Raw genomic sequence first — 12,126 nt, 5'->3', positions numbered from 1 at the left:
GCCGGCCCCGTTTTCCGGTGTGCGACAGGATGATCGACGGACGGCGGCCGCTTGCCCAGAGAAATGCGCCACCTGACCCAAAGAGTGCTGACATGTCCCTGACGCGCCCCACCAAAGACGAGATCGTCGCCGCCAACCGCGCCTCCTGGAACGAAGCCGCCGATCACCACCGCGCGCATGACCAATACAAACGGCTATTGGAGTGCTTCGCGCGGCCGGGCTTTTCCATGCTCGACGAGGTGATGGCGACGCGACTCCAGGCCATCGGCCTGGACGGCAAGGCGGTGGCCCAGCTCTGCTGCAACAACGCCCGCGAGCTGCTCTCCATCAAGAACCTGGGGGCCGCCCGGGTCACCGGCTTCGACTTCGCCGAGGAATTCCTGGCGCAAGGCCGCGAGCTGGCCGCGGCCGGCGGCATCGAGGCCGAGTTCGTCCAGACCGACATCAACGCCATTCCGGCTGACTATGACGGGCAGTTCGATCTCGCGGTGGTCACCATTGGCGTCTTCGGCTGGCAGCCGGACCTGGCGGCCTTCTTCTCTACGGCCCGCCGTGTTTTGAAACCCGGCGGACGGCTGTTCATCTACGAGGACCATCCGATCCTCAACATGTACGACGACCGCGATACCGGCGGTCCGCCGCAGCCCGACGAGTCCTACTTCCGCTCCGAGCCCTACCGCAGTGACAACGGCCTCGACTACTGGGCCAAGCAGGACTACGCGGCCAAGCCGAATTACTGGATCTTCCACAAGATGAGCGATGTGATCATGGGTCTGGTGCGCGCTGGCTTCGCCATCGAGGACTTCGAGGAGTTCCCCCACAACATCGGCACGCGCGAGCACATGGAAAACCAGCCCCAGCAACTGCCGCTGAGTTACGTGCTGGTGGGGCGGAAGGCAGGGTAGTTGTCACCTCCTCTTGCCACCCTCGCACTTGTTGCGAGGGTCCATGGGAAAGGCCGGGCGCTGGGCAAAGCCATGGACCCTCGGGACAAGCCCGAGGGTGACGACCGAGAGAGAGCGGCCAATTAAGCGCTAGTCTTGTATAGTCGGGTCGTCGGGCGACTTCTCGAAGCACTCTTTGAAGAATTCTTGTCAGGTCGAATCGGAGTGGTGGTTCTTCGCGCAAAGAATCCTCTAAAGTGCCGTATCGCCAAGGCGTTCCTTCCGCTCGGTCGAAATCTCGGTGACTTCATCCGTCCAGTTCTGCCCAAGCGCATCGCTTTCCATCGAATGAATGCGGAGACTATCGAACAGGCTGGTAACTGTCCCATAAAGGCAAGTATCAGCCGTACTCTCATGCTCGTAGCGCATCGCTTTTTCGACGCCATCCCTCCACCCGGCAATTACCTCCTCTGGTTCGATCACCAATAGGCTGGAGAGGTTCACAAGGTGTAGCTCGGTTCCCTCTCGCCATGCCATGCGGGGCGCGCGGTTTTGAACCTTCTCCATATGGCTATCATCTAAGAACTTGACGTAGTCATCTCGGATCGCATCACCATCGAAGCTGACCGAGAATACCACTGCCCAAATGGGCGAATACTTTGCTTCCAAATCTTCGCCAGTGATCTGTTCGCACCACTCCGGGAACGTATCGACTCGATGCTCTGAACAACTCGCCACACTGGCGGCCATGAATAGCCAAACAACAAAGCGCTCCGTGCCGCGAAAATGTCTCAAAACTAATCCTCAAAGGTCGAAATAGAATGATAGTTCTTCCCGCATAGATTACTATACCACAGGTATAGCCAAACACGCCCCGTGAAATGAGGCAGCGTGAAAAGGGTTTTCAATGGAGTACATCGCGCCAGTCGTATCGGTCCTCGCTCTACTAATCTCGCTATTTACGTTGTGGTTCAGCGTGGTTCGCCGTGGACGTGTTTGCAGTACCCATCCGTCATTTATCGCCTTCCGATATGACTTCGTCGGTAAGAAAGTTCCCCAAGCAAAGATTTTTCTCCGTTCACTGCTATACAGCACAGGTAAGCGCGGCCACATGATCGAAAGCTTGTTTCTTCGCGTCACAGAAGGCACACGACAGGCCGAGTTCTCATTCTGGGGATATGGCGATAAGGATCTTGTACGCGGCAGCGGATTGTTCGTCCCTGAGACGGGTGTTGTCACAAACCATCATTTTAATTCCATCGACGCAGACGGCATGTTTCTGTTCTCAGGAGGCACTTATTCTCTTGAGCTTGTTGCCAAGCTCGTAGGGCGTAGACATCTCGCATCACTTTGCAAAGTGACGTTGGAAATGCCGACAGGCCCTTTCGACAAGAGCATTGCGCGGGAAACCGCGATCTTCTTTAGCTGGTCACCCGAACAAGACCGCTACATTGCTTCGGTCGAAAATCGATCAGAGCACGTTCACCTGTTCTCTGATCCAGCCGGAAGTTAGCCGGCTCAAAACAAGACACGGCCAAGTCTTCTCAGGTCGCTAGATTTAGGTTCCATTAGGGTTAGTCTTCCGCTTCCAAGGTCGGCGGAGCCTGCTGAGCCTCTGTCACTCCAAACCCACCGCAGGCGGCCCCTTCAGCTCGACGGTGTTGCCGTCGGGATCCTGGATGTAGAGGGAGGGGCCGTTGCCTTCGGCGCCGTAGCGCTGCACCACCTCGCCGACGTCGAGGCCGTGGCTTTCCAGATGGCTGCGCAGGGCCGGCGCGTCGAAGGGTTCGATGCGTACGCAGAAATGGTCCATGTTGCGGCCGGGAGGCGGGCCCTCGGTCTCTTCCGGGCCGGGGTTGGAGCGCAGCAGGTCGATCAGCGCGCTGCCGGCGCGCAACTGCACCAGCCCGATGGACTCGGCCCGCCGTTCCTCGCGGCAGCCCAGCACCTCGGTATAGAATTTCAAGGCGCGATCCAGGTCGCTGACGCAGACCACCACGTGGTCCAGGTTCTGGATGGCAAAGGCCATGACGGCGTCCTCCCGCGTTGCATCTTGCGGCCTTGAAGGGCCGTCCGTCTATATGGGAGGGGTGAAGGCCTCGCGCAAACCGACAAAGATGCCATGGACAAACCCGCATCCTTCTCCTCGGGCAGGAGACCGCCGGAGCCGGACTGGCGGCTGCGGCCGGCGGTCCCGGCGGACCTGAACGGGCTGCGGCAGCGAGGGTGACAATCCGTCCGCCGCGCCCGACAAACCCGCAATGCCGCCATCCACCGTTACCGATCACTCCCGCAGGCCTTCATACCGTGCCATTCGCCGCCGACTGCACGTGCCGAGATCCTCATTCGGCCGAACCCCGGGCCGCCAGTTTCTGCTTGGCGAGCCCGCGCCGATCTGAGAGCTTAGATGTCATAAATTTGCAACAAAACGCAGAGCCCGCCGTTCGGCGGCAAAGCTCTGGCAAGGCGCGCAAAGGGAGGACGTAAGCATGAGGTTCGTAGTTTCACTGGCTCTTGTTCTGGGCCTTGTGGCGATGGCGCCCCAGACCCAGGCGGCTGAAGACTGCCACCGCGGTACACTCGATGATCGGTATTGTGACCGCGATTTCAACCTGACCGCCGACCTGCCCACCGACCCGGACCAGTGGGTCGACCCCGATACGATCATTTTCTCCTACACGCCGGTCGAGGATCCGGCGGTCTATGCCAAGGTCTGGGACGGCTTTATCCAGCATATGTCGGAGGTCACCGGCAGGAAGGTCGTCTTCTTCCCGGTCCAGTCCTATGCCGCGCAGTACGAAGCGATGCGCTCGGGCCGCCTGCACGTCGCCGGGGTGAACACCGGCGGCAATCCGGTCGCGGTGTCCTGCGCCGGCTTCGTGCCCTTTGCGATGATGGCCTCGGCCGACGGCTCTTTCGGCTATGAGATGGAGATCATCGTCCCCTCCGACAGCGCCATCCAGTCGCCGAGCGACCTGAAGGGAAAGACGCTGGCCTTCACCTCGCCGACCTCCAACTCCGGGTTCAAGGCGCCCTCGGCGATCCTCAAGGGCGAGTTCGGGCTGGTGGCGGAGCAGGACTTCGACACGACCTTCTCCGGCAAGCACGACAACTCGATCCTGGGCGTCGCCAACAAGGACTATGAAGCCGCCGCCGTGGCGAATTCGGTGCTCAAGCGCATGATCGACCGCGATGCGGTGGCCGCCGACGCCTACCGCACGGTCTACAGGTCCGCGACCTTCCCGACCACCGGCTACGGCCACGCCCACAACCTGCACCCGGTCGTGGTGGCGAAGATCAAGGAGGCTTTCTTCACCTTCGACTGGGAGGGCTCCGCACTGCAGGCCGAGTTCAAGAAGGAAGCGCGCTTCATCTCGATCGAACACAAGTCCGACTGGGACGTGATCCGCAAGATCGATGCGGCCAACGGCGTTTCCTACGACTGCAAGTGAACTGAAACCGATCTGGGAAGCGGGCTCACGCGAGCCCGCTTCCTGTTTCTTTGCGACCGGTCGAGAGTGCAATGCTGCGTCTTGAAAGCCTCGTAAAGCGCTACAAAACCGGCGACCACGCGCTGAAGGGCGTCGACCTTGAGGTTCCCAAGGGCCAGGTGCTGGCGCTGATCGGCCCTTCGGGGGCCGGCAAGTCGACGCTGATCCGCTGCATCAACCGCCTGGTGGAACCGACCTCCGGCGCGGTTTACCTGAGCGACGTCAACGTCGCCGCCGTCTCCTCCGGCGAGCTGCGCCGTCTGCGCCGGCGCATGGGCATGATCTTCCAGGAGTACGCCCTGGTCGAACGCCTGACGGTGATGGAGAACGTGCTGTCCGGGCGCCTGGGATACGTCGGCTTCTGGCGCAGCTGGTTCCGCAAGTTCCCGCCCGACGACGTGGCCGAGGCCTTTCGCCTGCTCGACCGGGTCGGCCTCATGCACATGGCGGACAAGCGGGCCGACGAGTTGTCCGGCGGACAGCGCCAGCGGGTGGGCATCGCCCGCGCCCTCATTCAGAACCCCGACCTGTTGCTGGTCGACGAGCCGACGGCCAGCCTGGACCCCAAGACCTCGCGGCAAATCATGCGGCTGATCTGCGAGCTCTGCGCCGAGCGCGGGCTCGCCGCCATCATCAACATCCACGACGTGATGCTGGCCCAGATGTTCGGCCAGCGCATCGTCGGCCTGCAGTTGGGCGAGATCGTCTACGACGGCCCGCCCAACGGCCTGACCAGCGAGGTGCTGACCAGAATCTACGGGGAGGAGGATTGGGAAGCCACCATCGAGACGGTCGAAGAGGAAGAGGAAGACGAGGTCGCTGAAGCGGGAGCCGCAGTGTGAGCGACCTCAGCCAGGCCTATCCGCGCAGCTGGAAGAAGCCGCCGCTGATCGCCTCGGCCTGGCTGCGGCGGGGGCTGTGGCTGGGGGCCGCGGTCTATCTGGCGCTGGCCCTGGGCACCATGGAGGTCAACTGGGCGCGGGTCATGGAAGGGCTGCCGCGCGGGGCCGCTTTCCTGGGCGCCTTTTTCCCGCCCGACTTCGTGACCCGCTGGGACTCCATCCTCGACGGCATCCTCGAATCGATCTGGATGACGGTGATCGCCACCGTCGCCGGCATCGCGCTTTCGGTGCCGATCGGCCTGGGCGCCGCACGCAACCTCGCCCCGCTGCCGGTCTATCTGCTCTGCCGCGGCATCGTTGCGGTGTCCCGCACCTTTCCCGAGGTGATCCTGGCGATCTTTGCCGTGAAGCTGTTCGGCTTCGGGCCCTTCGCCGGTTTCCTGGCGCTTTCCATCGCCACCATCGGCTTCTACGGAAAGCTCCTGGCCGAAGACATCGAGAACATGGACCCCGGTCAGGCGGAAGCGGTAAGAGCCACCGGCGCCTCCTGGTTCCAGTGGATCAACTATGCGGTCCAGCCCCAGGTGATGCCGCGCATGATCGGTCTTGCCATGTACCGCCTCGACATCAACTTCCGCGAGTCCGCGGTGGTCGGGATCGTCGGCGGCGGCGGTATCGGCGCAACCCTGCTGACCGCTTTCGACCGCTACGAGTTCGACTCGGCCGCGGCCATCCTGCTGGTCATCATCGGCATCGTCATGGTGCTGGAGTATCTCTCCGGCTATCTCAGGCGCTGGGTGCAGTAGCATGCCGGTCCTCGAACAGAACGGCCGTCCGGTCTGGAAGCGCCGCACCACGCCGCAGCAGTGGGGCCGCTGGCTGGCCTGGCTCGTCGGCATCGCCATCGTCGCCTATTCCTGGCACCTGATTTCCGAGAAGACGATCTGGTTCTTCGTCGCCGATGCCGGCACCCAGGCCGCCGATATGGCCGAGCGGATGGTGCCGCCCAAGTGGTCCTACATGGAGGAACTCTGGCTGCCGGTCTGGGATACCATCAACATCGCGACCCTGGGCACCCTGATCGCCGTGGTGCTGGCCTTTCCCATCGCCTTCTGCGCGGCCAGCAACACCAGCCCGCATCCGCTGGTGCGCTCGGTGGCGCTCTTCATCATCGTGTCCTCGCGCTCGATCAATTCGCTGATCTGGGCGCTGATGCTGGTGGCGATCATCGGCCCCGGTGTCTTCGCCGGCGTCATCGCCATCGGCCTGCGCTCCATCGGCTTCTGCGCCAAGCTGCTCTACGAGGCCATCGAGGAGATCGACCCGACCCAGGTGGAAGCGATCACGGCAACCGGGGCCAGCGGGACGCAGCGCCTGGCTTACGGCATCGTGCCGCAGATCCTGCCCGCCTTCGCCGGCATCGCGGTCTTCCGCTGGGACATCAACATCCGCGAATCGACGGTCCTCGGCCTGGTCGGCGCCGGCGGCATCGGCCTGCAGCTCAGTTCCTCGATCAACAGCCTTGCATGGACACAGGTGTCGCTGATCCTGCTGGTCATCCTGGCCACCGTAGCGGTCAGCGAATGGGTCTCCGCCAAGGTCCGCCACGCCATCATCTGACGGGGCTGTTCTTTTGCGCTTCGTCTCAGAACTTGCCGTACTTCAGATAGGCCTCCTGCGGGTCCATGCCGTCGAGGATGGCGCGGCGCACCTTGTTTTCGGTCTGCATGGTCGCCTCGGCGGCAGTCACGATCTCCTCGGCGCCAGCCTGGGGCAGGACACAGGTGCCGTCGCGGTCGGCCAGCAGGTAGTCGCCGGGGTGAATGTCGGTCTCGCCGATGCGGATCGGCACGTCCATGCCGTCGGGCAGCCAATGACCGACGACGTCCCGCGGCGTGGCGTAGCGGCAGAACACCGGAAAGCCGATCTTCACGACGCGTTCCACGTCACGGCAGCCGCCGTCGACGAGATAGCCCCGCACGCCGCGGCGCTGCAGGGTCTCGGCCGAAAGCTCGCCCATGTGGGCGATGGTGGAATCGTTGGGCTGGCAGACCACGACGCTGCCGGGCGGTGCCTTGCCGAGAAACCCGGTCCACTGCAGCAGGGTCTCGTGGGGATCGGCGGTGGGCTCGATACGGCCGGAGAGGGTGAAGACCGGCCCAGCCAGGTGCTTGTCCGGGATCAGCGGACGGATGGTGGCGGGCAGCACGAAATTCCTGAGGCCGAGCTCGCGCATCACGTCGTGCACCACGCCGGTGTAGCAGGCTTGCAGCCGCGCGGTCAGATCGGCATCGCTCTTTGAAGTGTCCGGCATAGGCTTCCCCCGATTTGCGGTGATGCTAGCGCGGGCCCCCTGGAAACGGAATGCCGCTGTCGTGATCGCCCCGCCGGAGCCGGCCAGCCTTGCGATTGCCGTTGATCGATGGCCGCCGAGCCGTGATGCTGCCCGAACGAGAGCACGAAACCGGGGGAGCGAGACCATGACCGCCAGTGGCGAGAGCGATCCAATCACCGTGCAGACCATCCGCGCCCGCAAGGGCGGCGCGCCGCTGGTCTGCCTCACGGCCTATGGCGCCACCATGGCCCGCCTGCTCGACCCCCATGTCGACCTGATCCTGGTGGGCGATTCCCTGGGCATCCTGCTCTATGGCCAGACCAGCACCCTCGGCGTCACCCTGGAGCAGATGATCGTCCACGGCGCGGCGGTGCAGCGCGGCACCGCCCGTGCCTGTGTCATCGTCGACCTGCCCTTCGGCAGCTATCAGGAATCGCCGCAGCAGGCCTTTCGCAACGCCGCCCGGGTGATGGCCGAGACCGGCTGCACCGGCGTCAAGCTGGAAGGCGGCCGCGAGATGGCGGAGACCATCGCCTTCCTCACCGCCCGCGGCATCCCGGTGCTGGGTCACGTCGGGCTGATGCCCCAGATGGTCAATGTCCTGGGCGGTTTCGTCAGCCAGGGCGGCGACGCCGCCGGGGCCGCGGCGATCCTGGAAGACGCTAAGGCGGTTGCCGAGGCCGGGGCCTTCGCCGTGGTGGTCGAGGGCACCAGCGAGGCGGTGGCCCGCCAGGTCACTGCCGAGATCCCGATCCCCACTATCGGCATCGGCGCTTCCGCCGCTTGCGATGGGCAGATCCTGGTCACCGATGAGCTGCTGGGTCTGGCCGGCGACTGGTCGTCGGGCTTCGCCAAGCGCTTCGCCGATCTGGGCCCGGCGGTCGAGGAGGCCGTGGCCGCCTATGCCGGCGAGGTGCGGGACCGCCGCTTCCCGGCTGCCGAAGGAGACGTCTGAGCCTCTGCCTGCGGCGAAGATCGCTGCATTTCCCTCAAATCCGCGCGATGACGAAAATCCGCGGCGATGAACACGCACGGTAGATTGCCCCGGCTCGAAGGCAACCGCAGGTGCCGCCGTCTTCATCCTTCGCTAAGGTCCGGCGTTCATCCTTTCCCTGAGGGGGACCTTCGCCAGGCGCAGCCGCGCCGCTTTCCTCCCTGAGCGGGCGCGGGGCCCCGGCGATCTGCCGGTCGCCTGTCGGAAGCCTGCCATCGGAAACCTGCCATCGGAAACCTAAAGGAGCCCGCGGCTGAGCAAGACCATGAACGGCCCAGTCACCATCGTGGCCGGGGACCAGAGCCTCGGCGCCTACCTGGCGGTCCCGGATTCGGGCAGCGGGCCGGGCGTGCTGGTGATGCACTCCTGGTGGGGCTTCACGCCGTTCTTCTCGCAGCTCTGCGAACGCCTTGCCTCCGAGGGCTTCGTCGCCCTGGCGCCGGACTACTTCGACGGTGCCACGGCGCGCACGCCGGCCGAGGCCAAGCGGCTCCACGACGCCCTCGACGAAGAGGCCACAAGCCGCCTGCTGGTGGCCGCCGCCAAACACCTGCGGACGCATCCCGCCACCGAGCCGGCGCCGATCGGCACCCTCGCGGTTTCCCGCGGCTGCCGCTGGGCGCTGGCCCTGGCTGAGGCCATGCCCGAGGACATTTCCGCGGCGGTGCTGTTCTACGGCCTGCAGCAAGGCGCCTACCGGCGCAGCCAGGCCGCCTTCCTCGGCCATTTCGGCAAGGAGGACCCCACCGTCGCCAGGGAGGAGATCGATAGCCTGGAAGCGGTGCTCCAGGACGGCGGCTGCGAGGTCTCCTTCGAAGTCTACGACCACGTAGGCCACTCCTTCTTCGAGACCGACCGCCCCGACCACTTCGACCCCGCCGCCGCGGCGCTGGCCTGGAACCGGACTACGGATTTCCTTCAGGAGAAGCTGGCGAGCCCCTGGGAGCCGGTGAAGCTGCCGCTGCGTCGTATTTGAGGGCTCGACGCAAGAAGAAGCATCTGTCAGCTTCGGCACACCTTAAATGACGTCGAACACGATCTGAACCTGTGCTTGAATAGACCATTTGCGCCGGCAGGGAAGTGGCTTCGTAGATCGAGGTGGATGCCACCTCTTCCAAGATTGACGTCTCTTACGTCAGTGTATCTCTTACGTTAGTGTATCGACCACATCGGTCAAGGAACCGGCAAGCATAGGAGCAAGAATTGTTGCGAGATCCCTTAGTCTCGCCTGAAAATCGATTGAAAGCCCTTGGGCTTCGAGCCAATCGGATTGCGCTGCAAAGGTCTTCAGCGAGTCTTGCCTGCGCGCAACAGCGAATGACCGTTCACCAAGAATGTACAGCACCGGCAGGAAGACCACGCCAAGTATGACGGTCATTGTCGTTCCGTAGTAAAACGAAAGTGTCGCGCCAAACCCGGAAAGCTGCAGCGCGAGCACCTCATCATGGACATAGGAGGATGGCCATCTGAGCCATGCGCTAATGCAGAAGGTGTTTGATATGAGTACAAGCGCGGCTGCGTACATGATCTGGCGGACGCGCGCTAGCCGAATGGCGAGGTCGTAAGCGTCCTCTTGCGCATCATCATCTCTTTTGGAAAGGAGCGCGACCGCGCCAGCCGCTGCGACAAACCACCAAGCAAGGTTTGAGATAAAGACTCCAACCAGGAATGCCCAAACAAGGAAAGTATCCTTGAATAACTGTCGACCACCCAATGCAAGATCTTGCAGCTCTCCAATGAGGTTCAGAGGTGTGCGAAAGTAAAGCTCCACGACACAAAGGGTCACTATGTTCGGTAAAAGAACAAGCGCCGCCATCCCAATCCCCGAGAACATGCACGCAACCGAACAAAAAATGTAGAAATCTTGTCCCTGAAGCTCTTTGCTTATCGCGATCAGCGAATACAAAAACCCAAGAATGCAGGCCACATATATGAAAACCAACGTTGCGGAAAAGTAGAACCCGCCATACTCCCCGGAACTAAGTCGCTCACCGTCACTGATAAGGCGCGATATCTCGTCAATGTAGAACGAATAGATCTCACCCTCGCAAGAGACTGAGAATTGAAGAATGGAGATAGCAAGCGCATAGACGAGTGTTGGGCCCGCATAGATGCCCGCTAACACAAAGGCCGTCCTCAGGGCACGGCGCCTCACTTCAACACTCGCCGATTGCGCCAGGCGCCCAGCATCCAGGAATTCACCAAACAGACTTGCCCTAACTGCGTCACCCGAATACCTGGCTCTTCAGACCGCCCATACTGAACCAAGACACCAGATCTTTAAGGTCGACCTGCTGATGCTTCGGTAATTGGTGACGCATTTCGTTGAGTCGTTCCCAGACCGCCGGGCTGACGGCGTTGCGCGGCGGACTCTTTGCCGCGACCAGAAACGGTACGAGGAAGGTCGTGAAAACACGGGCACGACGTTCGAGATAAGTCTCTGTTGCCTCCTTGAAATCGTCGGCAGTGAAAGCAGCCTTCAAGGAGTAAAGGTAGTCGAGCGTGAAGAGTTCAGGCTCACGGTCTGCATGTTGATAAGCGAAACAGCGTATCGTCTCCTCTGATTTGGGCCGACCGAAATCCACAAGATAGAGGCCGCCCTCCGGGCGCAGTACTCTGGCGGTTTCGGCGAAGGTTCTGTTGAAGGCGTCGCGGTCGTGAAGGTGATGGAAGGCGCACGTTGAGAACAAAGCATCGACGCTCGCATCCGCTAAGAAATCGAGCTGTGTCATATCCGCCTTTTGAAAGCGAACGTTCGAAAGGCCCTGTGCAACCACATGTTCCCTGGCACGGTTCAACATTTCATCGGAGAAATCGACTCCAAGAAATTCACAATCGGGATTGAGCTGCGCGATCAGGGCCAACTGGCTGGCCGGGCCACAGCCGAGATCCACGACAAGGTCGCCTGGCTTTGCGACTTCGCAGACCTGGGCACAGTGGTAGAGATAGACTGGCGCCATCACGCCGTCCACGCGCCCGGCATTACTGAAGGCTGCAACCTTGTCTGGATCATCCATAACCAAATCCGGCTCGGGGACCCGCGGTGTTTGCACTCGGGTCATCGCTTCACGCATCAGTATCTTCAGCACCGGAATGCTTGACATCACCAACACCTAGCGAATCGAACTGACCTTTTGGTTTGCAAGGAAGTACCCATCGTGCACTCTGAGCAGACAAGGTTGAAGGAGCCTGATTTAACTCGACTTTTGAGCAACAGTCCAGAAACGGCAGCCACCTGTTCGGATACGAGTGACTGATCCAGGCCAAGGCCGTCGATCAAATTGTGGATCTTCTGCAAGAGTAGGTGATACGCCGCCGGCACTAATGAGGCCAGCGTTGCGGCTTGTGGGAACTGTTCAGGCTTGGCTGGGGCGGCAGGATTCGAACCTGCGAGTGCCGGTACCAAAAACCGGTGCCTTACCACTTGGCTACGCCCCATCCGGCCGCCGTGCCGCGCGGGCCTCTAGGCGGGCGAGAACTTAACGCCGCCGCCGCCCCGCCGCAATGGTCTTGGGACCGGCGTCAGGCTTTCGGAACACCACCGGCAACCTGCGCTTGGGGCGCTTTCGCGGCAGCTTGA

Annotated in this window: 13 protein-coding genes and 1 tRNA gene; 8 read left to right on the top strand and 6 right to left on the bottom strand. The window is 62.2% G+C overall.

Annotation, left to right across the window (positions count from 1 at the left end):
- Positions 1-92: 92 nt before the first annotated feature.
- The gene (locus Q0996_RS09710; RefSeq protein ID WP_299618259.1) at positions 93-905 is read left to right on the top strand and encodes a class I SAM-dependent methyltransferase; all 813 of its coding nucleotides are present in this window, start codon (positions 93-95) and stop codon (positions 903-905) included.
- Positions 906-1,136: 231 nt separating this feature from the next.
- Here Q0996_RS09710 and Q0996_RS09705 read toward each other — a convergent pair whose 3' ends face one another.
- A complete protein-coding gene (locus tag Q0996_RS09705; RefSeq protein WP_299618256.1) occupies positions 1,137-1,679 on the bottom strand; it encodes a hypothetical protein in 543 nt (180 codons plus the stop codon).
- A gap of 112 nt (positions 1,680-1,791) precedes the next feature.
- Here Q0996_RS09705 and Q0996_RS09700 point away from each other — a divergent pair, with 112 nt between their 5' ends.
- The gene (locus Q0996_RS09700) at positions 1,792-2,397 is read left to right on the top strand and encodes a hypothetical protein (protein ID WP_299618254.1); all 606 of its coding nucleotides are present in this window, start codon (positions 1,792-1,794) and stop codon (positions 2,395-2,397) included.
- A 105-nt stretch (positions 2,398-2,502) separates the two neighbouring features.
- On the opposite strand, the gene Q0996_RS09695 is transcribed toward Q0996_RS09700, so the two are convergent.
- A complete protein-coding gene (locus tag Q0996_RS09695) occupies positions 2,503-2,913 on the bottom strand; it encodes a VOC family protein (RefSeq protein WP_299618251.1) in 411 nt (136 codons plus the stop codon).
- Between the two features lie 460 nt (positions 2,914-3,373).
- Between Q0996_RS09695 and phnD the strand changes: the two genes are divergently transcribed.
- From phnD to phnE (Q0996_RS09675), 4 genes are all read left to right on the top strand, one after another.
- On the top strand, positions 3,374-4,336 hold the full coding sequence (gene phnD / locus Q0996_RS09690) for a phosphate/phosphite/phosphonate ABC transporter substrate-binding protein (protein WP_322096677.1): 963 nt from the start codon (positions 3,374-3,376) through the stop codon (positions 4,334-4,336).
- Between the two features lie 71 nt (positions 4,337-4,407).
- The gene (phnC, locus tag Q0996_RS09685; protein ID WP_299618248.1) at positions 4,408-5,217 is read left to right on the top strand and encodes a phosphonate ABC transporter ATP-binding protein; all 810 of its coding nucleotides are present in this window, start codon (positions 4,408-4,410) and stop codon (positions 5,215-5,217) included.
- Positions 5,214-6,023: a phosphonate ABC transporter, permease protein PhnE gene (phnE, locus tag Q0996_RS09680; RefSeq protein ID WP_299618245.1), complete on the top strand. Its 810-nt coding sequence runs from the start codon at positions 5,214-5,216 to the stop codon at positions 6,021-6,023. Before phnC ends, phnE (Q0996_RS09680) begins: the two co-directional genes overlap by 4 nt.
- A 1-nt stretch (position 6,024) precedes the next feature.
- Positions 6,025-6,837, top strand: a complete 813-nt coding sequence (gene phnE / locus Q0996_RS09675) for a phosphonate ABC transporter, permease protein PhnE (RefSeq protein ID WP_299618243.1) — start codon at positions 6,025-6,027, stop codon at positions 6,835-6,837.
- 25 nt (positions 6,838-6,862) lie between these two features.
- On the opposite strand, the gene Q0996_RS09670 is transcribed toward phnE (Q0996_RS09675), so the two are convergent.
- Complete coding sequence (locus Q0996_RS09670) at positions 6,863-7,531, bottom strand: RraA family protein (RefSeq protein WP_299618241.1); 669 nt, start codon at positions 7,529-7,531, stop codon at positions 6,863-6,865.
- A gap of 166 nt (positions 7,532-7,697) precedes the next feature.
- Between Q0996_RS09670 and panB the strand changes: the two genes are divergently transcribed.
- Both panB and Q0996_RS09660 read left to right on the top strand, forming a co-directional pair.
- Positions 7,698-8,507, top strand: coding sequence for a 3-methyl-2-oxobutanoate hydroxymethyltransferase (gene panB, locus Q0996_RS09665; RefSeq protein WP_299618238.1), 810 nt, complete (start codon positions 7,698-7,700; stop codon positions 8,505-8,507).
- Positions 8,508-8,811: 304 nt separating this feature from the next.
- Positions 8,812-9,522 carry a dienelactone hydrolase family protein gene (locus tag Q0996_RS09660; RefSeq protein WP_299618235.1) on the top strand — a complete coding sequence of 237 codons (711 nt, stop codon included), beginning with the start codon at positions 8,812-8,814 and terminating at the stop codon, positions 9,520-9,522.
- A 171-nt stretch (positions 9,523-9,693) separates the two neighbouring features.
- On the opposite strand, the gene Q0996_RS09655 is transcribed toward Q0996_RS09660, so the two are convergent.
- The 3 genes from Q0996_RS09655 to Q0996_RS09645 form a co-directional block, all read right to left on the bottom strand.
- Complete coding sequence (locus Q0996_RS09655) at positions 9,694-10,671, bottom strand: hypothetical protein (protein WP_299618232.1); 978 nt, start codon at positions 10,669-10,671, stop codon at positions 9,694-9,696.
- 100 nt (positions 10,672-10,771) lie between these two features.
- Entirely contained in the window at positions 10,772-11,650 is an 879-nt protein-coding gene (locus Q0996_RS09650) for a class I SAM-dependent methyltransferase (RefSeq protein WP_299618230.1), read from the bottom strand.
- 259 nt (positions 11,651-11,909) lie between these two features.
- A tRNA-Gln gene (locus Q0996_RS09645) sits at positions 11,910-11,984 on the bottom strand.
- Positions 11,985-12,126: the final 142 nt, after the last annotated feature.

The organism is Pelagibius sp., assembly GCF_028289705.1.
Lineage (GTDB): Bacteria > Pseudomonadota > Alphaproteobacteria > Kiloniellales > Kiloniellaceae > Pelagibius.
Note: the sequence above shows the minus strand (reverse complement) of the source record. Positions and strands in the feature narration are given on the sequence as shown.

Bases quoted from the DNA above. Each gene is read 5' to 3' on its own strand.
- Q0996_RS09710 (WP_299618259.1), top strand. From the start codon at position 93: ATGTCCCTGACGCGCCCCACCAAAGACGAGATCGTCGCCGCCAACCGC.
- Q0996_RS09700 (WP_299618254.1), top strand. From the start codon at position 1,792: ATGGAGTACATCGCGCCAGTCGTATCGGTCCTCGCTCTACTAATCTCG.
- Q0996_RS09695 (WP_299618251.1), bottom strand. From the start codon at position 2,913: ATGGCCTTTGCCATCCAGAACCTGGACCACGTGGTGGTCTGCGTCAGC.
- phnD (WP_322096677.1), top strand. From the start codon at position 3,374: ATGAGGTTCGTAGTTTCACTGGCTCTTGTTCTGGGCCTTGTGGCGATG.
- phnC (WP_299618248.1), top strand. From the start codon at position 4,408: ATGCTGCGTCTTGAAAGCCTCGTAAAGCGCTACAAAACCGGCGACCAC.
- phnE (WP_299618243.1), top strand. From the start codon at position 6,025: ATGCCGGTCCTCGAACAGAACGGCCGTCCGGTCTGGAAGCGCCGCACC.
- Q0996_RS09670 (WP_299618241.1), bottom strand. From the start codon at position 7,531: ATGCCGGACACTTCAAAGAGCGATGCCGATCTGACCGCGCGGCTGCAA.
- panB (WP_299618238.1), top strand. From the start codon at position 7,698: ATGACCGCCAGTGGCGAGAGCGATCCAATCACCGTGCAGACCATCCGC.
- Q0996_RS09660 (WP_299618235.1), top strand. From the start codon at position 8,812: ATGAACGGCCCAGTCACCATCGTGGCCGGGGACCAGAGCCTCGGCGCC.
- Q0996_RS09650 (WP_299618230.1), bottom strand. From the start codon at position 11,650: ATGTCAAGCATTCCGGTGCTGAAGATACTGATGCGTGAAGCGATGACC.